The organism is Paenibacillus favisporus (assembly GCF_040545415.1).
GTDB lineage: Bacteria > Bacillota > Bacilli > Paenibacillales > Paenibacillaceae > Paenibacillus_AQ > Paenibacillus_AQ favisporus.
On the sequence record NZ_JBEPLV010000001.1, the window covers coordinates 1228188 to 1249647 of the forward strand.

Annotated in this window: 18 protein-coding genes; 11 read left to right on the plus strand and 7 right to left on the minus strand. The window is 49.3% G+C overall.

What is annotated here, in order from left to right; genetic code table 11:
- Positions 1-21: 21 nt before the first annotated feature.
- Entirely contained in the window at positions 22-474 is a 453-nt protein-coding gene (locus ABID47_RS05765; protein ID WP_354495235.1) for a MarR family winged helix-turn-helix transcriptional regulator, read from the plus strand.
- Positions 475-501: 27 nt separating this feature from the next.
- Positions 502-1020 carry a GNAT family N-acetyltransferase gene (locus ABID47_RS05770; RefSeq protein WP_354495236.1) on the plus strand — a complete coding sequence of 173 codons (519 nt, stop codon included), beginning with the start codon at positions 502-504 and terminating at the stop codon, positions 1018-1020.
- A gap of 28 nt (positions 1021-1048) precedes the next feature.
- Here ABID47_RS05770 and ABID47_RS05775 read toward each other — a convergent pair whose 3' ends face one another.
- Positions 1049-2629 (minus strand): MFS transporter, encoded by a 1581-nt coding sequence (locus ABID47_RS05775; RefSeq protein ID WP_354495237.1) that lies wholly within the window; start codon positions 2627-2629, stop codon positions 1049-1051.
- Between the two features lie 396 nt (positions 2630-3025).
- Between ABID47_RS05775 and ABID47_RS05780 the strand changes: the two genes are divergently transcribed.
- Entirely contained in the window at positions 3026-4012 is a 987-nt protein-coding gene (locus tag ABID47_RS05780) for a hypothetical protein (protein WP_354495238.1), read from the plus strand.
- 87 nt (positions 4013-4099) lie between these two features.
- Here ABID47_RS05780 and ABID47_RS05785 read toward each other — a convergent pair whose 3' ends face one another.
- On the minus strand, positions 4100-5275 hold the full coding sequence (locus ABID47_RS05785; protein ID WP_354495239.1) for a serine hydrolase domain-containing protein: 1176 nt from the start codon (positions 5273-5275) through the stop codon (positions 4100-4102).
- A 208-nt stretch (positions 5276-5483) separates the two neighbouring features.
- On the opposite strand from ABID47_RS05785, the gene ABID47_RS05790 reads away from it, so the two are divergent.
- Both ABID47_RS05790 and ABID47_RS05795 read left to right on the plus strand, forming a co-directional pair.
- A complete protein-coding gene (locus tag ABID47_RS05790; RefSeq protein ID WP_354495240.1) occupies positions 5484-5624 on the plus strand; it encodes a hypothetical protein in 141 nt (46 codons plus the stop codon).
- A gap of 229 nt (positions 5625-5853) precedes the next feature.
- Positions 5854-7233 carry an FAD-binding oxidoreductase gene (locus ABID47_RS05795; protein WP_354495241.1) on the plus strand — a complete coding sequence of 460 codons (1380 nt, stop codon included), beginning with the start codon at positions 5854-5856 and terminating at the stop codon, positions 7231-7233.
- A gap of 101 nt (positions 7234-7334) precedes the next feature.
- Here the strand turns inward: ABID47_RS05795 and dgoD are convergent, their stop codons facing one another.
- Positions 7335-8483, minus strand: coding sequence for a galactonate dehydratase (gene dgoD, locus ABID47_RS05800; protein ID WP_354495242.1), 1149 nt, complete (start codon positions 8481-8483; stop codon positions 7335-7337).
- A gap of 229 nt (positions 8484-8712) precedes the next feature.
- The gene (locus ABID47_RS05805; protein ID WP_354495243.1) at positions 8713-9612 is read right to left on the minus strand and encodes a helix-turn-helix transcriptional regulator; all 900 of its coding nucleotides are present in this window, start codon (positions 9610-9612) and stop codon (positions 8713-8715) included.
- A 167-nt stretch (positions 9613-9779) separates the two neighbouring features.
- On the opposite strand from ABID47_RS05805, the gene ABID47_RS05810 reads away from it, so the two are divergent.
- Positions 9780-12377, plus strand: coding sequence for a glycoside hydrolase family 38 N-terminal domain-containing protein (locus tag ABID47_RS05810; protein ID WP_354495244.1), 2598 nt, complete (start codon positions 9780-9782; stop codon positions 12375-12377).
- Between the two features lie 196 nt (positions 12378-12573).
- Here ABID47_RS05810 and nspC read toward each other — a convergent pair whose 3' ends face one another.
- Positions 12574-13701 (minus strand): carboxynorspermidine decarboxylase, encoded by a 1128-nt coding sequence (gene nspC / locus ABID47_RS05815; protein WP_354495734.1) that lies wholly within the window; start codon positions 13699-13701, stop codon positions 12574-12576.
- Position 13702: 1 nt separating this feature from the next.
- Positions 13703-14941, minus strand: coding sequence for a saccharopine dehydrogenase family protein (locus ABID47_RS05820; RefSeq protein WP_116230109.1), 1239 nt, complete (start codon positions 14939-14941; stop codon positions 13703-13705).
- 664 nt (positions 14942-15605) lie between these two features.
- Here ABID47_RS05820 and ABID47_RS05825 point away from each other — a divergent pair.
- The 4 genes from ABID47_RS05825 (at position 15606) to ABID47_RS05840 (ending at position 18854) form a co-directional block, all read left to right on the plus strand.
- Complete coding sequence (locus tag ABID47_RS05825; RefSeq protein WP_435530588.1) at positions 15606-15827, plus strand: DNA-directed RNA polymerase subunit alpha C-terminal domain-containing protein; 222 nt, start codon at positions 15606-15608, stop codon at positions 15825-15827.
- A gap of 27 nt (positions 15828-15854) precedes the next feature.
- Positions 15855-16694 (plus strand): helix-turn-helix transcriptional regulator, encoded by an 840-nt coding sequence (locus ABID47_RS05830; RefSeq protein WP_354495245.1) that lies wholly within the window; start codon positions 15855-15857, stop codon positions 16692-16694.
- Between the two features lie 121 nt (positions 16695-16815).
- Positions 16816-17637 (plus strand): sugar phosphate isomerase/epimerase family protein, encoded by an 822-nt coding sequence (locus ABID47_RS05835; protein ID WP_354495246.1) that lies wholly within the window; start codon positions 16816-16818, stop codon positions 17635-17637.
- A 35-nt stretch (positions 17638-17672) separates the two neighbouring features.
- Positions 17673-18854, plus strand: coding sequence for a Gfo/Idh/MocA family protein (locus ABID47_RS05840; RefSeq protein WP_354495247.1), 1182 nt, complete (start codon positions 17673-17675; stop codon positions 18852-18854).
- Positions 18855-19002: 148 nt separating this feature from the next.
- Here the strand turns inward: ABID47_RS05840 and ABID47_RS05845 are convergent, their stop codons facing one another.
- Positions 19003-20130, minus strand: a complete 1128-nt coding sequence (locus ABID47_RS05845) for an ROK family transcriptional regulator (protein ID WP_116230110.1) — start codon at positions 20128-20130, stop codon at positions 19003-19005.
- 394 nt (positions 20131-20524) lie between these two features.
- Between ABID47_RS05845 and ABID47_RS05850 the strand changes: the two genes are divergently transcribed.
- Positions 20525-21457 (plus strand): ABC transporter permease, encoded by a 933-nt coding sequence (locus ABID47_RS05850; RefSeq protein WP_354495248.1) that lies wholly within the window; start codon positions 20525-20527, stop codon positions 21455-21457.
- Positions 21458-21460: the final 3 nt, after the last annotated feature.

A 21460-nucleotide genomic window follows, 5' to 3' on the forward strand; every position in this document is an offset into this window, starting at 1 on the left:
AAAGGATGAGGAGCTGCCCGTATGAAAGAAATTCTGCGCGAAATCGGAATGATTGCCAGGGCGTTGGATTCAATCAGCAACATCGAATTTAAGGAATATGACCTGACGAAAGGGCAGTATTTGTATCTTGTCCGGATTTGCGAGAGCCCGGGGATCATTCAAGAAAAGCTAGCCGAAATGATTAAGGTAGACCGGACTACTGCAGCCCGTGCCATACAAAAGCTTGAAGCGAATGGCTTTATTGAGAAAAAGGCGGACGAGCATAACCGAAAGATCAAAAAACTTTTTCCGACGGAAAAAGGGCAATCGGTATATCCTTTTATTCAAAGAGAACATGATCATTCGAATCGGGTCGCGTTAGCGGGATTTTCGGAAGAAGAAACAGATACCATTTTTCAACTTCTGCAAAGGGTTAGAAAGAATATCGAAGTAGATTGGGAATACGTCAAAAAGGGGAACAAGAGGGGTTATTGATTTTAGATAAAGGAGCTTTCGACTAACATGACAGTACGCATAACAAAGTGCAGCCGCGAAGATTTACCGCGGCTCCGGGAAATCAGCATCGAAACATTTACGGATACCTTTAAAGACCAGAATTCACCGGAGAATTTGAAAGCCTATTTGGAAAAGGCATTTAACGCCGAACAGTTGGAAAAAGAATTGGCCCATAGCTCTTCGGAGTTCTATTTCGTCTATTTCCATGATGAACTTGCCGGATTGTTAAAGGTCAATATGAATGATGCCCAAACCGAACCCATGGGCAATGATTCGCTTGAAATAGAGCGGATTTATATTCGTAGCCAGTTTCAAAGAAAAGGGCTTGGCCAATATTTAATCAACCAAGCGATGGATATCGCTAAAACTCACAACAAAAAGAGACTGTGGCTCGGAGTTTGGGAAAAGAACGAGAACGCCATCCGCTTTTACGAAAAATTAGGTTTTGTTCAAACCGGCGCGCACTCATTTTATATGGGGGACGAAGAACAAACGGATTTTATTATGCAAATAGCCTTGGCCTAATGCCAAGGCTATTCTAGATCATTATTCATTAGAGCAGGGAATGCTCTGCTTCCGGAATACTTTCTGCTGGGTCCGGCTGGTTTCCCCCAATCGGCCGTAAGTGACGGAACTGGATCGAGACCAAAACGATGATACCAAGCATGATGACTCCACTTACAGCTGCAATCGCGTGAAACCCGCCCATAAAAGCTTTACTTGCCCCCTCGAAGAGCGAAGTACCGGCTTCCCCGGTGAGAGTTTTTGCTGTCTCGATCGCCCCGGTCAAACTGTCGCGTGAGAGTTGTGAAGAGGATTCCGTGAGGTTGGCAGGGATCGAGCTCGCCACCTGGCTGCGATATACGACGGTGCCAATGCTGCCCAAAACGGCAATGCCCAACGCAAACGCAAATTCTCCGCTTGTTTGCAGCATGGCTGCGGCCGATCCTGCCTTTGCCGGCGAGACCGAGCCGATCACCAGATCGCTGGACAGGCTGGGTAATGGAGCAGCACCCAAGTTGAACAGCACATACCCGATGACAAGATAGGTGAGGTCGGATTCACTGCCCACCTGAGTGAGGAACAGGCATCCTGTCGCGGAGATCAAAAGGCCTCCACCGATCAGGCGAGCCGGGCGCACCAGGCGTGCGGCAAACGGTGAGAGTAACATCCCGGCCATGGAGGCGATGGCTCCGGGGAGCATAAATAACCCTGCTTCAAGCGGAGGCAGCCCCTTTACGAATTGCAGATACTGCCCGATATAGAGCATCGTTGCTCCCGTAAAAGTGATGCCGAACATGCCTCCCAGCGCGGAGCTGAATCCCCGGTTCGCAAATAGACGCAGATCCACCAATGGACTGGTCAACCTTTTCTGCCTCGCAACGAAAAACACGCCGAAGACTAAGCCAGCGAATACAAGCAGTAATGGTGCAATTTGCAGGCCGTATTTGGCTATTTGTTTAAGTCCATAGATGACCGGCAAAATGGCAAGCAACGACAACCAAACACTTGTTACATCAAGAGGGCCGGTTTGGGGATGACGATATTCCGGCAGCAGAACGGGTCCGGTAAGGACCAAAATCAACATGATGGGCAAGGAAAGCAGGAATACCGAGCCCCACCAAAAGTGATTTAACAGCATCCCGCCGAGGACCGGACCAAGCGCCATGCCGCCCATGGAGCACATCATCCATATGCCAATGGCGAGAGAGCGCTGCTTGGGATTGCGGAACATGCTGCTGATTAAAGCTAACGTAGAAGGCGCGACCGTTGCCCCGGCGATCCCCAGCAGCGCACGCGCTGCAATCAGAGTCCATGCATTTGGAGCAAACGCAGCTAATATGGAAGCTGCCGCGAAAGATATTCCGCCGATCATCAAAAGTTTCCTGCGGCCGATCCGGTCTCCCAGCGAGCCCATCGTGATTAGAAATCCGGAGAGCATAAATCCGTAGATGTCGATGATCCATAATTGCTGTGCGCTGTCTGCGCCCAGGTCGGCGCTGATATGCGGCAGTGCGAGAATCATCACGGAGAGATCAATCGAGACCAGAAGGGCAGGCAGCGCCAGTACGGCAAGTCCGATCCATTCCTTTAGGCCGGCTTTCAGCTCATTGCTGTACGATGTGCTGCTCATTTGGATCCCACTCCTCGCCTTGCATACTTAAAAAACGGTGTGCTGTGTTGAAGTTGTCGTTTCGTCATCATCATCGATCTCCCTTTTTAATTTTTTGCCGGCAATTGAATCTTAGGACATGACGCTGCGTAAGGTTCAAGGGGAAATTTTACATCTGAGTACCAGCTATGAGACGGATCCGAACAGGGGGACAAAAGGATTAGGACCAGAACCACCCTGATTTAGGACTATAATGACTTGAATGAGCATGGATTCAGGTTAAACTACAATAGAACGATCCATTCCTTGCAGGAGTTCCAATAAACAGCTGCTCTGTAATGTGGAGGTTGGCAAAGGTAGGAAACTGATTTCATTCATACAGACAACATAACATCAATTTTATGGAGGTGTCCGTGTATGAAGTGGAGGTTTACGGAAAGGATGGCTGTCATGGCCCAGACTTGGAGGAGCAGCAAACGATTGACCTTATTTATCGCTATTCTTCTCTGCGCATCCATGCTGATGCCCGCTGCAGCCAGTGCAGCATATTACAACACGTACTCCACCGTCGCTACGCTGGGCAATGCCAATGATTGCTACGCCGCTCAGGGATTTGCCGTGGGATCAACTTACGTCTATTCTGTAAAAGTCAATGGCGACAACAATAAGGCGGTCATTTATCGTACCAAAATGAGTGACGGTACTACAACGCTCATGACCAACGGGGATAACGGATCTACTTACGCAACCTATCTCGGCCATGCCAATGATGTCGTTCTCAGCTCCAACGACGGCAATTATTATATGTTCGTCGTCACCATGAACGCTGGCAGCATGAGTCTCGTGAAACTGAAATATGTAGGAACGACTTATTACAAAGTAGGTAATTACACTATTAAATACGATGGTGCAGACAAGGCGATGTCGGGTGTGAAAATTACGAGCAAAGACGCGAGCAACATAAACTTTTTATTCAAATCCGGACGAACCTTGTACAGAGGTTCGCTGCCGCTAACCGCATCCAGTGGAACGATCCATGTAACAAATAGCTTCTCTCTGAATATTGAAGATGCCAAGGTCAACGGCAGTACGATATCCAATATCACTTCGTATGCTTTCCAAGGCTTCGGTTATTATAACAACACCATCTATGTTCCGATGACATATAAAAACGTCAGCATTGTGCTCGTTTATCGCAATATTTCTACGGCTTCGGGCACTATTCAAGCGGATCCCAATCTATCGTTCCGCGTGACGTCTTCAGCATTTCCTGACCTGTTTGAGATCGAGGGCGTTGGAGTTGCGAACGGAGATAAGTTATGGTTCAGCACTAACCGGAGAACCGAACCCGGAGATACGGCGCATGACGGCGTGCACTATTTTAACGATTTCAGCGCTTCCTGATGGGAGCCGCCCACCTATAGACCAATTTTTGTAAAAAAAAAGAACCGCACATGGAGCCCAACTCCCATGCGGTTCTTTCGTTTGCCCTTACAAGGTGCTGAACACGATATTACGCAGCTTGCGCGTAATTGGCATCGTGCCGCCATCTTTTTTCTGGATCATAAACAAGATCGTCAGTCCGTCCCGTGGGCTGTTGCTGAAGTAAGCCCCCAGCCAGCCGTCCCAGCCGTATTCGCCCGGGCTGCCGATAAATCCGGCTTTTCCGGGGTCGGTCATGATGCGCATCTGGTTGCCATAGCTGTGGCCGCGCATGGTGTGCCACGTATCGAAGCCTTTTTGCTGCCACTCGGTTAATGCCGCCGACGTCATATATTGAACCGTTCTTGGCTTTAACAGTTGAACATCATTGTAGCTGCCTTGATTCATCAGCATCGTCGTGAACTTGGCAGCGTCGTCTATCGTGGATGCCAGGCCGGCTCCGCCGGACTCGTATGCCGGATCACGGTCCAGCTGATGGGCGATGCCAAGGTGGCTGTGTGAGTACAGCTTTAAGCCGCCTTCGCCATCATCCTGATAGGTTTTCACAAGACGGTCTCTTTTTTCTTCAGGCAGCCAGAATCCGGTATCTTTCATGCCCAGCGGCTCGAATATTTCCTTTTTCAAAAATTGTCCGTACCGCATACCGCTCACCGCTTCTACAATGGCGCCAAGCACATCGGCCGACGTTCCGTACTGCCAGTACGAGCCCGGCTCGAACGAAAGCGGGATCTGGCCCAGGCGGTTCGCGAACTCCAGTGTGCTCATCGGGTTATCACCGTTCAACCGGCTGCCCAGCTCCTGGAACAATGCGTCCGTTTGCTGTCCGCCTTGGTTCGTTCCGCCGTATACTAATCCAGATGTCATATTCAATAAATCGTGAATGTTGACTTCGCGGCCGGCCGGAACCAGTTCGCCGTTTTTCTCAACCTGCTGGTTTTTGAAACCCGGAATGTAACGGCTTACAGGATCGAACAGATCGATAGCTCCACGCTCCAGCAGCATCATGATGGAGGTGGAAGTCACCGGCTTCGTCATCGAATATAACCGGAAAATCGAATCCCTTGTTATCGGGCGCCCCGACTCAAGGTCAGCTAATCCGTCTTCATGGTAAAAAACTTCGTTCCCGTCCTTAAGCACCATGAAGTTCGCGCCGGCGATCTCCTTGTTATCAATACTTGCTTTTAACGTATTTTTCAATAAGTTGGTGATGTTTGGTTCCAGCATGCCTCTGATGACTCCTTCTCGAATAAGTTCACTGCAACGATTGCGGATTTGAAACAACTTGCTATTGAAAATATTAAGCGCTTTTGGAGTGGTTGTATAGTGCCGAGTTCAAAGCAATCTGCAAAAAGGACCCGATTTTAAGTTCGGATGAAGGTCCAGGGTATGAAAACAAGGCCAGGCGCTCATGTTATGGATGGAGGTGAGCGTCATGACTGGAAGAAACAACAAGCCGAAAAACGACGGCCCTGCATCTTCGCCAGAACGGCTGGATCAATTCGGAGAGAAGCTGGCTGAAACCGGGGGAAATCAACCGATGAATCCAGGCAAGAAGAGTGGAAAGAGCTGCTGAGTGAAGTAGTACCGCGAAGAAACGGCTTCCGTAAACCGGAGCCGTTTTTTCTTTCCTGCATGTCGATTCACTAAATACACGACATCAGAGGTGACATGATTTTCGGGAAAAGCTAAGGTTACTATACAAAGCGCCTATAAGGCAGGTGCCGTTGCCAGGTCAATTGCCCCGACATAGGAATAAGCAGATGAGTACAGCTGACTCCATGATCGAGGATGGTGGACATACAATGACACAAAAGCGGAATACAGCCGGCACCCCATTGACCGGAAGAATCGTGGTGCCTGGCAATCCGTCTTACAATGCGGCCAGAATGGAATACAATCGGCGCTTTTCCAAGTTTCCACGGATCATCGTATTTTGCCAACGAACGCAGGATGTTATCAACGCAGTGAAATGGGCTCGTGAGCGAGGAGTACGGTTTAGAGTCCGCAGCGGGAGGCACAGCTATGAAGGATTTTCGTCTGTCAATGGCGGGTTAATTATCGATGTGAGCGAAATGAATAGCGTGAAGGTGGATCGCAAAAACATGGTGGCCCATATACAAACAGGCAATCCACTTGCCCGCGTATACAGAAAACTATGGAACAAGCGGTTAGCCCTGCCGGGTGGAACGGCGCCAGATGTGGGCATTGCCGGGCTTACCCTGGGAGGCGGAATCGGGCTGCTCTCGCGAAAGTATGGACTTACCTGCGATAACCTGAAACAGGTGAAGATGGTTGTGGCTTCAGGACGGCGAGGGGCGAAGCCGATCATCGCCAACGAGAAGAAACATTCCGATCTGCTCTGGGCATCACGAGGGGGCGGGGGAGGGAACTTCGGGATTGCTACCGAATATACGTTTCGGGTAAGGCCCATCCAGAACGTCTCCATCTACAGCATCACCTGGAAATGGCGCGATCTGGAGAAGGTATTTCCGGCTTGGCAGCGCTGGGCTCCTGCGGTTACGAACCGCTTAACTTCAACCATCGAGGTCGCCGCGAAACAGGTGGGGACCATTGTGTCTACCGGACAGCTGCTGGGAAGCGGGGAAGAACTGCGGCGATTCATCCAACCTTTGCTGCAAACAGGAAACCCGGTTAAGGTGATGGTAAGGACAGTACCTTTTATCGAAGCGACCCAATTTTTTGCCCAAGGGGATCTCAATCTGGAGCCGAAGTTTAAAATTACCGGAGCATTCGGGTTTAAGCCGCTGCCTCGCGAAGGCGTGCGAGTGATTCGTGATTTTCTGTCCCATGCGCCTAATCAGCATTCTACTGTGTGGTGTCAAAGCTTAGGCGGGGCGGGAAGTGCGGTAAGCCGGATATCCCCGACTGCGACCGCCTATCCACATCGGAAGGCAGAGACAGTCTATGAGCTGTCGGCAAGATGGAGGAACGACGGCGAGCAGCAGCGGAATATCCAGTGGGTGACAAGGTTCCGCAAAGCGTTACGTCCCTTTGTCAAAGGGGATTATGTAAACTTCCCCGATCTGCAAATCAAAAACTGGCCGAAGGCGTATTATGGAGTGAATGTTAACAGGCTGAAGCGGGTTAAGCGGAAATATGACCCCCATAATGTATTCCGTTTTGCCCAAAGTATCCCGGTGGGGAAGAAGTCACGGCAGTAAAACTGAACATACTCGCTAATTTTGAAACAAATAAAGATCGCTCCCCATCGTGAGAGGAACGATCTTTTGTTTATCCTTGATGAGATGCGCAAGGAGCGGTTCTACCACTCGGCTACGCTTCCGTCCTTGTGGCGCCACAGCGGATTTTGCCATTGATGGCCTATTTTCGCCATCTCGCGCACCTTTTCTTCGTTAATTTCGATCCCTAAGCCTGGGCCGTCCGGGATTTTAACGTAACCGTTTTCATAATGAAAAACAGCGGGATCGATCAAATAATCAAGCAGATCATTTCCTTGATTGTAGTGGATGCCTAAGCTCTGCTCCTGGATGAAGGCATTGTGGGCGGTGGCATCGACCTGTAAGCAGGCGGCCAGTGCAATCGGACCTAACGGACAATGAGGAGCAGCCGCGATATCGTAGGCTTCCGCCATGCTGATGATTTTCTTGCATTCCGTGATGCCGCCGGCATGGGATAAATCAGGCTGGATGATATCCACGTATCCGCCGGACAGCAGATGCTTAAAATCCCATCTTGAGAACATCCGCTCTCCCGTCGCAATCGGAGTGGAGGTTAACGAGGCGATCTCTTTCAATGCTTCATTATTTTCAGGTAACACAGGTTCCTCTAAAAACATAGGTTTAAACACTTCGAGCTCTTTAGCCAGTACTTTTGCCATGGGCTTATGTACGCGGCCGTGAAAATCGATTCCGATTCCGATGTGGTTTCCGACAGCGGTCCGAATCGCCGCAACGTTTTCCAACACTTTTTCGACCTTGTCATAGCTATCGATGTATTGCAATTCTTCGGTTGCATTCATTTTAACGGCTTGAAAACCTTTTTTCACACACTCCAGCGCCATTTGTGCCGTTTCACTTGGGCGATCCCCGCCGATCCAGGAATACACTTTCATCGAGTCCCGGCATGCGCCGCCGATCAACTGATAGACAGGTGCATGATAGAACTTTCCTTTAATATCCCAAAGAGCTTGGTCTATACCGGCAATCGCACTCATCAGGATCGGGCCGCCGCGGTAGAATCCAGCACGGTACATCACATTCCAATGATCTTCAATGCGCAAAGGGTCCTTACCGATTAAATAAGTCATCATCTCCTCGACCGCCGTTTTTACCGTTGCGGCTTTCCCTTCAATAACAGGCTCTCCCCAACCTGCAATGCCCTCATCCGTTTCGACTTTTAAAAATAACCAGCGTGGTGGTACAAGGAATAATTCATAACCTGTAATTTTCATTCGTAACCCACCTTATTCATATTTTTATTGAGCCGCAGAAAAGATTTGCTTTACGTTATCAGATCATCCCACCTCGCATCATGTTTTCCTGTAAGAGTCGAAATCTGCAAATTACGCTGCATGAACTTGGCTGTATACCAAGAGTATACTAAAAAGTCAGCCAAAAGCGGTCTTTTTTTAATTAGCAATTCGAACAAGAGGGAGCGAACTGGTAGACTCACGCCCCTGACTATGGTGAAAAAACTTCTGCCTGCTTCATGCCCTCGCTGATATAAGCTGCGCGGTACTCTTTTGGCGGCGTTCCCGTTAACTGCTTGAACAGCTTAGAGAAATAATGAACCGACGAGAAGCCGTATTTCTCGGAAATTTCCGTGATGCTCAAATGGGAGAACCGCAGATCATCTTTGGCACGGTTAATCCGGAAATGGTTCATATATTGCGTGGGTGATAAGCCGGTGGCCTGATGAAATTTTTCAAAAAAATAGCCGCGGCTCATGTGAAGCTCCCGAAAATACACTTCCAGCGGCTTCACGCTGCCGGTCATCAGATCCTGATCCAGCCGTTCTAAAAGATGAAGCATTCGCGGATCGGGGATATTGTTCTCCTTGAGGGCGAAGGTGAGAAAGTACTCCATGAACTGCTGGAAATTGGATTGAATCTTGAGACCGCGGTAATAGGTTCGCTCGTTTATGTATTCATTGTTATTAAAAAAAGTCTCAAATCCATCCATCCAGATTCGCAGCTTGCTTACCGTCATCAATTCGGGAATTGGCACAGGGAACTCAGGCCCAATGAGCGGAGGCTGCAGTTGAGAAAGGTCGAAACAGATCATGTTGGGCGTCGAGAAGGCTTCTCTGCGATCGATTAACGTCCAATCAAAATAGCAGCAATAGTGAACCATTGGCTCTTCCCAATCTGCATACCAATCATGAAGCAAGCCCGGCGGCATATATACGAGAGAACCGGGAACGACCGGGTGGTCTTCTCCCCGAAACCGAATGATGCCCTTACCCTCGCTGATCAGATAGAGCGATGAAGCGTAGCAAGTACGCGATAGGCTGCTCTGGCCTCTGGAAAATGGATATAGGCAGGCATGGTAAACGTAAGGATGAAGATTGGCAAAATCCATTACAGACCATCTCCTTTTCTCCGAAAATAGGCATGACGATTGTATAAAAGATATACGTTTCTGTAAATACGCAGCCCACAGAACTTGATACAATTTTTAAGAGATTTATCATTTAACCCTGAAGATGAAGGATGACGAATGCATAAAGTTTTAGGAGCGTGACAGGAATGGCGAAAATCAAAGAAATATTGTGTCTGCACCATAGTCACCTGGATATCGGCTACACGCATCCCCAGCCGTTACTGCTGGAGCTGCAGAAAGACTATATTGATGAAGCAATCCGGCTGTGCCTTCAATCGGAGCATGAGCCAGAGGATGCAAAATTCCGCTGGACCTGCGAGGCCACGTATCCCGTTATGCAATGGCTGGAGACAGCCGCCTCTGAGCAAATTTCCGATTTCCGCAGATTGCTGCACAATGGACAGATCAGTATTGCTGCACTTCCGATGCATACGACGCCGCTTGTGCATACGGATCAGCTTGCACGAATGCTTCGGCCGGTTCGCGAGCTGCGGGAGCGATTTGGCGTCTCCATCAAAACGGCGATAAATCATGATGTCAACGGGCAGCCATGGCCGCTCAGCCAGGTATTGCTCGATGCGGGGATCGAGTTTTATATAACCGGGATTAACGTCCATTTCGGGGGCATACCGCTGCCACGTCCTGCCGTGTTTAACTGGACAACCCCCGACAATCGGCAGCTGCTGACGTTCCTGGGCGAGCATTATTCTCTGTTCAGCCAGTTTTTCCACACGAGTCAGGATGATACCCAGCTGATGGCGCAAGGGATTAGGGACTATATCGATCGTCTGGAAGGGGAGGGTTATCCATACGATTTCGTGTACTTAACGGCAACCAATCCGCCGCTGTATGACAATAACTGCCCGGACCCGAACCTGGTGTCGCTGATCCGCCGATACAATGCAGAAGGACATGACCAGAAGGTGATTTTCGCGACTCCGGAGATGCTTCTGAAGCGGGTTCGACAGGTGCCGAAAGAACAAATCCAGACTCATTCGGGCGATTGGACGGACTACTGGAATTTCGGCGCGGGAAGTTCCGCGAAAGAAACCAAGATCGTTCGCCAAACGAAGCAAAACCTGAAGAAGGCTGATTTTCTTGAAGCGATCCAAGGGACGCCAAACCTGCAGTACTCGAAAGCGAAAACCGAGGCATTGGAGCAGGCGCTGCTGTATGATGAGCATACCTGGGGTTCATGGGGTTCGGTCAACCTCCCTGACCATCCGCTTTCGATTTCGATGCAGCTGCACAAGAGGGTGACAGCGTACAAATCGGCAGACTTGTCTGCTTACGCGTATGCCAAACAAATGGAAGCGATTGCAGGGAACCCGCGACAATCCCGTGAGCCTGGCGGTGTCATGCTGGTCAACACCTCAAGTGAAACGCAGCATGCGGAGGTCAAGGTGCCTGAATACTACCTCGGCAGCGGTCGTCATTTAGCCGCTTCGCGTGTCATGGACTTCTTGCCATACACGCAGGAGGTACAGAATTATAAATCGTATGGAACGGTAGAGATGGCACCATTTTCGTGGAAAAAGATCCCGTTTGCCCGGCTAGAAGCCCGGCTGGCCGCCTCGTCCAACCGTATTTCGGTCACGGAAGGGGTGATCGAAACGCCATTTTACCGGATGACATACAACCCTGTCAGCGGAAGAATTGTGCAGTTATTCGATAAGATACATCAGTGGCCTATGCTCGACGAAAAGAGCCCATGGACGTTATTTGAGTTTGTTCAGGAGACGATCGACGGGCGCCACAATCATGAGCATCGAAGCACCTTGTTCCCGCGGGATGTCGACAAAGGGAATCGCAGCATATCCGTCTGGAATCATGAATGGAAAGCAAAACGTGTCGGTGCCAACCGGCTGCAAGCTTATTCGGTCGAACAAACCAGTGATTCGGTAACGTATGTCTTGCAACTTGAAGCGCCGGGGGTTTCCAGTCTGGAACAGCGGATTACCTTTTCTGCCATCCATCCCCGAATCTGCCTTGCTGCATCCATGAATAAATCGGATATAAGGACGCCCGAGTCGATCTATTTCGCCTTTCCGCTGCAGATGGATCAAGGCTGGCGTGCCCATTATGATACAGCCGGCTTGCTAGTCGAGCTAGACAGGGAGCAGCTTGGCACCGCTTGCCGGGACTGGGTGACGGTTGACCAAACGGTATCCATCTATGATCAGCAGAAGGGGATCACCTTAGCCTGTCCCGATGCGCCGCTCGTTCAAATCGGCGATTTTCATTTCGGCAAGGAGAGTAAGCAGATCGACCGCCAGGAAAATCCGCTGCTGCTTGCATGGGCCATGAACAATTATTGGGATACCAACTTCTGGGCCAGTCAACCGGGAGAGATCGTTTTGCATTATGAGCTAAGTCCGTTCGGGCAATTTGATCCCGTTGAGGCATATCGTGCGGGCATCGCTGCAGCGGATCCTATAGCCATGAATGCAGCGGTGATGTGTGATAGGGAGGAAGAAGGGCAGTGGTTTAGCCAGTCAAGCGGTACAGTCGTCCTGCTATATGTGAAACCGGCTGTGGATGGGAATGGGTTTATTCTGACCCTGCGAAATGCCGGAACCGAGACGTCCGAGTATACCTTTAGCGTAATGGATAGAGAAGTCGAGGCTGCCTACTTGGTTAATCCGCTGGGGGAAGTGGTTCGTCAGATCCCAAGCAGCAGTAAAGATGTACAAATGATCATGCAGCCAGGGGAATTAGCCTATTTGAAGGTTATCCTTAAGTAGGTCAATACAAGGCTTTATCTAAAAAAGAAAACGTTAAACCAAAAAGCCTTAACCCTTATTATAGGGCTAAGGCTTTGCTTAAGAGATCAGAAAGTATAAGTTTCGGAGCTTCTGCTTCCTGATCTCGCAAGAAAATCATCCTCTAGACGCGGTCTGACTTCTTTGAAGGTCCGTCGATAGACGTTTTTCTTATTTATCAAGCAAGTCTCATCTTGAAATCCTGATAGCCGAACTCGCGCACGACGCGGCAGCTGCCGTCTTTCTCCTGCACGGCGATGGCCGGCAGCGGCATGCCGTTGAAGGTATTCGTTTTGACCATGGAGTAGATCGCCATGTCTTCGAATACTAATCGGTCGCCGCTCTGAAGCGGCTGATCGAAGGAGTAGTCTCCGATGACGTCGCCAGTAAGGCAGGTCGGACCTCCGAGCCGATAGGTGTACGGCTTCTCACCGGCTTCGCCTGAGCCGATGAGCGGCGGACGGTAAGGCATTTCCAGCACATCCGGCATATGACAGGTGGCCGAGGTGTCCACGATGGCGATCTCGATGCCGTTACGATGGATATCCAGCACGGAAGTGACCATATAGCCCGCATTCAGCGCGATGGCTTCTCCGGGTTCGAGGTAGACTTCCAAGCCGTATTTGGATTGCATACGTGTAATACAAGCCTCGAGTCTCGGAATATCGTAGTCGTCTCTCGTGATATGGTGGCCGCCGCCGAAATTGATCCATTCCATTTGCGGCAGCCATTGTCCGAACTTATCTTCGACGGCATTCAGCGTGGTTTCCAAATCGTCGGAGTTCTGTTGGCACAGGGTATGGAAGTGCAGCCCTGTAACGCCGTCCAGCAGCTCCGGCTGGAAATCCTCCCGCTTCACACCGAATCTTGACCCCGGCGAACAGGGATCATAGATTTCATGCCCCACTTGCGTCGAGCATTCCGGATTGATGCGAAGGCCAACTTTTCTGCCGGCTGCAAGAGTTTTATCCTTATACTTTGCCAGCTGGGAGAAGGAGTTGAAAATGATATGGTCGCAAATGGAAACAATTTCGTCGATCTCATCTTCACGGTAAGCGGGGGCAAAGACATGATTTTCTTTGCCCATTTCCTCATGGCCCAGCCGTGCCTCGAATAATCCGCTGGCGGTCGTACCGCTTAAGTATTTGCCGATAAGCGGGTACATCTCGGTCATGGAAAAAGCTTTTTGCGCAAGCACGATCTTGGCACCCGTACGCTGCATGACACCGTTCAAAATGTTCAGGTTTTTCTCAATGAGTTCTTCACTGACTACAAAACAGGGTGTAGGTAACTCCTCGAACCGCATCTTAACGAACAAGCTCCGGCTCTCTTGCTTCTTCAGGCAAGGCGTCAACCAGCACAGGGTTAAAGTCTTCTACCCAAGGAAGGCCCCATTTGTTCAGCTCTTCCATGAATGGATCCGGATCGAACTCTTCGACGTTGTATACGCCCGGTTTGTTCCATTTGCCAGTGAGGACCATCGCAGCGCCGATCATGGCAGGAACGCCAGTTGTATAAGAGATCGCTTGGGAGCCGACTTCTTTGTAGCACTCTTGGTGGTCGCAAACATTGTAGACATAGTACGTTTTATCTTGGCCGTCTTTTTTCCCTTTGAAGATACAGCCGATGTTGGTTTTACCCACCGTACGAGGTCCGAGGGAAGCCGGGTCCGGAAGCACGGCCTTCAGGAATTGCAGCGGAATGATTTGTTTTCCTTCGAATTCGATCGGTTCGATGGAGGTCATTCCTACGTTTTCAAGCGCCTTGAGGTGCATCAGGTAGCTTTGGCCGAACGTCATGAAGAAGCGAATGCGTTTCAGTCCAGGGATGTTTTGCGCAAGGGATTCCAGCTCTTCATGGTACAGCAGGTACATGTCCTTTTGGCCGACTTCAGCGAAGTTATACTCGCGTTTGATTTCCATCGGTTTCGTTTCGATCCATTCCCCGTTTTCCCAGTAGCGGCCGTTGGCGGACACTTCACGGATGTTGATCTCCGGGTTGAAGTTGGTGGCGAAAGGATAACCGTGATCTCCGCCGTTGCAATCCAGAATGTCGATATATTCAATTTCGTCGAAATAGTGCTTCAGCGCGTAAGCCGAGAATACGCCGGTAACGCCTGGGTCGAATCCGCTGCCGAGCAGAGCTGTAATTCCTGCTTTTTCGAAGCGCTCGCGGTATTCCCACTGCCATTTATATTCAAATTTCGCCGTATCTTCCGGCTCATAGTTAGCCGTATCCATGTAGTGTGTTTTAGTTGCCAGGCAAGCATCCATGATCGTCAAATCCTGGTAAGGAAGGGCCAGGTTCATAACGATATCCGGCTTCACTTCGTTGATCAGAGCGATCAGCTCATCCACGTTGTTGGCATCGACCTGTGCGGTCGTAATTTTGGTTTTTCCACCGTCAAGTTTTGCTTTCAGTTCATCGCATTTGGACTTGGTACGGCTGGCAATGCAGATTTCTTCGAAGACATCGCTGTTTTGAACGCATTTATGAACTGCTACAGATGCTACGCCACCGGCGCCGATGATTAGTGCTTTTCCCATTTTTCAATCAATCTCCTCATCCAATTCAATTTTTTCTGTAAAAACGGCAACAAAAAAGCAAGCGAAACACGCACCATGCGCATCACACTTGCTTGATATAGTCAAATAATAAGAAATTCCAATAAGCATAACCGGACAAACCCCTAGTGTGCTTATCATTCAGCCATAAAACGCAACGTTTCATGGAAGGGCTCTTAATATTCAAATATACTTTGTTAGGATCAGAGTCTATATAGCAAATAATTACTTTTACCACTCTTATTGACCGTTTCACAAGTTGTGTGCGTCAGCACTGGTTATAAAGTTACCAACTTATAAAATTTGAGCTTTTAACTCAATCAATAAGGCAACGAAAGTTGCCAGTCGGCATTTGACCCGGCTGTCCGTATGGCCTTAACTTCCCGAGAGGAAGTGGTCAAAGTTTATCTGCTTGGAAAGATCCTAATATATCCGAATATTTCGCTTTCCAAAATTTACGCTTCTCCATAATAGCAGGATAGGCAATATTGAGCAAGAGGAAATTTAAAACAAATGAGATCGTTTTGCACTGGACAAGCTCCGAACGATGTGTATGAGCGTTGATAATGAGCAAATCAGAAGAAATTCTGACTCTTGATAAGTGTTATTATTGTGGTGAAAAAGACTTATCGAAGGGGATGAAACCGTGGCGAAAAAACATGAGGAAGAACATAATCCTGACCAAGAATTTCTGTCACTGCTCGCTTCACCGGCAAGAAACGCACTGCGGCATCACGGGATCACTTCATTGGAAGAACTCTCCAAATATACGGAAAAAGAGATTTTGAAAATTCACGGAATGGGTCCGAAATCTTTACCCATCTTAAGAACCGCATTAGAAGAAAAGGGACTGTCATTCAAAAGTTGATAAAGTCCCTGGATCGGAGGCAGCGGTGTGGAACCTGCTTATCTGCTGAAATATGAATATTTAAAACGCGTCCCGGTAACGGCAGGGAATTTTCAATCCCACGATCACTATGAAATCTTTTATTTCCATGAGGGCAAAGGGCAGTATTTGATCGGCGACAAAATTCATGTTCTCAAACCAGGTACACTCATCGTGATGCATGGTTTGACTCTTCATATGCCTAAGAGTTTTGAAGGGCATCCCTATGTGCGGACGCTTCTGAATTTTGATCCCGGTTACTTTCGCGCTGCATCCGAGCATGTATTCTCGATCAATCCTCTGCAGCCTTTCGAAAGACTTCGTAACTACAAAGTTCAGCTCAGCATGGAGGAGCAGGATGAATTCGAAGAAATGCTGCGTAAATTGAACCGCTTATATTCCGCACCGGATGCCGTCTCCCATGAGCGGTTTCGGGTCTTGTGTCTGGATGCGCTTTTTTTCATTTGCCAGGTGCTGATGAAGCCGGTGAAAGAAGAAGCCGGTTTTCCGTCCGAAAAAGAGCAGCACGTTCAGAACGCGTTGTCCTATATCGAACAACATTATATGACCGATATTCGTCTCGACCAGTTGCAAGAGAACCTGCATATCAACAAGTATTATTTGGTGCGCATTTTTCAAGAAGTTACGGGGATGACGATATTTCATTACATTTACAGAAGACGGATCAATCAGGCCAAAATCCTGTTTTTGCTCGACCCGGAGAAATCGGTGACGGATATTTGTTACGAAACGGGCTTTAAAAATCATTCCCATTTCAGCAAGGTGTTCAAGCAATGGGAGGGCAAAACACCGACGCAGTACAGACGCTTGGTAAAAAGTCAATTTTAGAACATTTAGGATACCAACCTGGTCAACCGGAAAGTACCTTCAGCGTCTCGCCGCCTGCTACACTAATCCATATCGACAGTTAAGCCTAGTCGCTGCGAATTTAAGGAGAGGTGATGCGTGAGTGCTGGTACTAACCGGATTTGCCGATGAAATTTCCGATCGTTTGGAGGAACAGCTCGACGTGCTTGTGTCCGAAGGCATTTCCTATTTGGAGCTCCGGAGCGTGTATGGTAAAAATGTACTGGAATTGACCGATGAAGAATTGATCCGATTGAAATCTGCATTAAGCAAAACAAGTATTCGCGTGTCCTCCATTGGCTCGCCAATCGGTAAATACCCGATTCAAGACCCCTTTGCCCCCGAACTTGCGAAATTAAAGCGTGCATCGGATATCGCCAAACAATTGGATGCCCGTTATATCCGCGTATTTTCTTATTACATCCCCGACAATGAAGATCCGGAGAACTACCGCGGCGAAGTGTTCTCCCGTATGAAGATGCTGACCGGAATAGCTGAGGAGGAACATATTACGCTGTTGATGGAAAATGACAGCGGCGTTTACGGAGATACCCATGAGCGCTGCTTGAGCATTCTGCAGCATTGTGACTCTCCTTGCCTGAGACTTGCCTTTGATCCCGGCAATTTTGTCATGAACCGGGTGATGCCGGTGAGTGAGGCGTACCCGCAGCTCTCAACTTACCTCGAATATATACATATCAAGGATGCGGACCAACAGTCGCGCATGTTTGTCCCGGCAGGCGAAGGAGACGGCGAGTTTTCAGCGTTTGTGAAAGCACTGAAGGAGAGAAGCTTCTCCGGATTTTTATCCATCGAGCCTCATCTGCACCGTGCATTCCCGGAACAAGAAGGACCCGAGCGATTTAAAATAGCGGCACAAGCCTTAAAAAGGCTGCTGTTAAATGAAGGCTTGGCTTGGTCGTAATCGTATCGAATACTCAAAGGAGAGGGGCTATAAGCATGAGCGTGCAGAAAGTGAAGCTCGGATTGGTCGGTTTAGGAAACATCGGAAGAACTCATATCCATAATATAAAGTCGATGGAGCAAATTGAGCTTGTAGGCGTGTGTGATACGGTTCAAGAGCGGGCGGACAGGTTTGCTGCCGAATGCAGCACAAAAGCATATTACAGCCATTTGGAGCTGCTCGAGCAATCCGGGCTCGAGGCGGTCATTATAGCGGTGCCGCATTACAGCCACCCGGCCATTGCAAGTGATGCGTTCGAACGCGGAATCCATGTGCTCTGCGAGAAGCCATTGGCCGTTCATGTCAATGACGCCAGGCTTACCATCGATGCTTATGCCGAGGCCAAGAAGAAGTTTCCGGATCTGGTATTCGGCATGATGTTCCAGGAACGGACGCTTCCCTATTATAAAAAAATCAAGGAAGTGGTTGGCAGCGGTGAACTGGGGCAGCTGACGAGAGCCACTTGGATCAATACCGCTTGGTTCCGATCACAGTCTTATTATGACAGCGGTGATTGGCGGGCGACCTGGGCGGGCGAGGGAGGCGGCATCCTGACCAATCAATGCCCGCACAATCTCGATTTCTATCAATGGGTTTTCGGGATTCCGGCAAGAATCAGCGGACATGCCCATATCGGCAAGTACCACCATATTGAAGTGGAAGACGAAGTCACCGCTTATTTCGAGCATGATAACGGCATGATCGGGCATTTTATCGTGACGACTGCAGAATCACCGGGCGTGAACCGTCTGGAGATCGTTGGGGAGAACGGAAGACTTCTGTACGAAAACAATAAGCTTCGGATCTACCGCAATCATATTTCCATGCTGAAGCATCTGCGCGAAACGCAGGACGGGTTCGGGAACGTGGAGTATAAAGAAGAGGAAATCGAAGTTGATACAAACGTGGAATCAGGGCATAAGGTGGTCACGGAAAAATTCATTCAAAAAATAAGCACAGGGAAAGGCGAGCTGATTGCGGAAGGGACGGAAGGGATCCGGTCGGTCACCATCGCCAACGGAATTATGCTCTCATCTTTCACTAAGCAAATGGTTGCCGTGCCATTTGACGCGGATCAATACGAGGAGCTGCTTCGAGAACTGATTTCGACTTCCAAGTTTCAAAAGTCCGCCTCCAAAGAGTTGAAAACGGATATGACGCAGTCATTTTCCAAATAAGCGGACCTTCTGCAGGACGAGATTAGTGCGCGTTAAAAACAGCAGCAGTCGGTGCAGCGGTTTGAGGCAATTCCTGGGCAACGATATGTTCATGTCCGGCAGCGCTGGGCATGAACATATATTGCTGTAAAGGACCAACGGCATAAAGTTACTGTACCGTTTTCTTCTTGAAAATTTCATGCAGTCCAAGCATCGCAGCCCCCAAGGCAGACCCGTACTCTTTCCAGTGGAAAACGACGATCGGCGTGTCTCCATAGGGGGAGTGATCAGCTTCGTGAATCGCATGCACGAGACGGTCGAAAAACGCCGCATTGTCAGTAATCCAGCCGCCCAGAATCATTTTTTGCGGATTGAGCATTTCCAGCATTTTTCCGCAATAATCGGCAATATCACGGATGATGAGCTCCCCTTGGTCACTGAAGGGCTGGACGCCGGCGAGAACCAGGTCCATAAAGGCATGAACCGTTGCTTCCGGCGACATGGATCCGAACTCTTCCGGATGGTTCGTGCGAAGTCTTTCCGCAAGGATGGGCGTGCAATACGGAGAGAGGTGAGTGGTTCGTCCGGCCGCTCCGCTGGAGCCGCGATAAATCTCCCCGTTCAGGACAAGTCCAGCTCCTGTGCCTTGGCCGATCAGCAGGAAAATAATGGTATGCTCATTTTTGGCGGCTCCGCTGAATCGTTCGGCAAATCCGGCGGCGTCCAAATCATTAGCCAGCAGTACCGGAATCGAGAGTTCTTGCTCTAACACTTGACGCATAGGGAACTGTTCCAGCTGCAAATATTTAGAAGAGATGACGATGCTTTGCGTCTCATCGAGTCTCCCCGGCAGGGAAATGCCGATGCGTCTGATGAGCTCACGGGGAATCCGCTGCTTATGGATGAATTGCTGCAGCTGTTTCACCAGCGAAGTTCGAATTTCGTCCTGGCCGCGCACCGATTCCAGGCTTTGGCTGGCCACCAGCTGACCGTTTAGGTCGAGCAGCACGCAATGCGCCGGAGAACTCGAAATATCGACGCCAATGACGTATCCGCCGTCAGCGCGAATATTCAGCAGGGTCATTTTTCGACCGACACCTTTACCGGCCATACCGGTCTCATGCACGAGCTGTTCGCGGATGAGCTCCTCGATCAGCACGGAAACGGTCGTCGGGCTCAGCTTGGTTTTTCGTGATAATTCGACACGGGATATCGGTCCATGTTCAAAAATCATATGCAGCAGTGTCGAAACGTTGATCTCCCGCAGCATCTGCTGGTTTCCTACTTTATTCGTCATCGCATTCTCCTACTTTCGGAAGTTATGATTGGCCGAGTCCCCGTCAGGACAGGAGTGCTGATTCCTGGCGGCTAGGCTGAAAGAGGGCATAGGAACGGGAGTGTAGCCTATTCTTGTGTCAATGCGATTATAGAAAAATGCCCATTGTGCTGTCAACGAGTCCCAGTCGAGGCGGGCAGTGGAAGGGATAGCAAATAAAATAAAAAAACACATTGACAGGGCCGTAAAGGCGTCCCTATAATGATCACAAACGTGCCTCAAGGAGGCGGATTTTTTTCGTTAATTAATTTGTCCGGTGGAAAAATTAATCACAAAGGGAGGGTGATACCGAGTTCAATCTTTGAGAATCCCGCTAGGCGTGCAGCAGTCATTTATTCCGAGGAGGGGAATTACTATGACATCCTGGTTGGACCGCACAGTTCTCAAAAAGGCCAAAAAATACAAAATCCTGTACCTGATGATTCTCCCCGGTATCGTCTACTTGCTCATCAATAACTACATTCCCATGTTTGGCATCATCATCGCTTTTAAGGAAATCGACTTCTCCAAAGGGGTCTTCGGCGGGGATTGGATTGGTTTTCGAAACTTCGAGTATCTCTTCAAGACGTCCGAAGCCTACATCATCACCCGGAACACCATCCTCTACAACGTTGTATTCATCATACTCAATCTTGTCTTCGCCGTTGCGCTGGCCATACTGCTGGCCGAAGTGAAACAGCGGTTTTTAAAGCGCTTTTACCAAAGTGCCATTTTGCTGCCCTATCTTATCTCTACGGTCATTGTCGGTTACCTGGTATTTTCGTTATTAAGCATGGAAACAGGCTTCATGAACAAATCGGTCCTTCCTTTTCTCGGACTGGAACCCGTCATGTGGTATACGGAACCGAAATACTGGCCGGTCATCCTCACTATCGTCAAGTTGTGGCACAGCGTCGGCTATTTGTGCATCATTTACTTTGCCGCCATCGTCGGCATCGACCAAGAGTATTATGAAGCAGCCACATTGGATGGGGCAGGGAAGTTCAAGCAAATTTTCCACATCACCCTGCCGTCCCTTACTCCCGTCATCACCATCATGACTTTAATGCAGATCGGGCGGATTTTCTACGCGGACTTCGGTCTGTTCTACCAAGTGACGCTTGACTCCGGGCCGCTGCTGCCAACAACCAATGTGCTGGATACATACGTATATCGGGCGCTGCTCAAGAGCGGGGACATCGGAATGGCTTCCGCCGCAGGCTTCTACCAATCCGTGATTGGCTTCGCGCTGATCCTCATTTCCAACTTTGTTGTGAAGAAGATAAACCCCGACAACTCATTGTTCTAATAA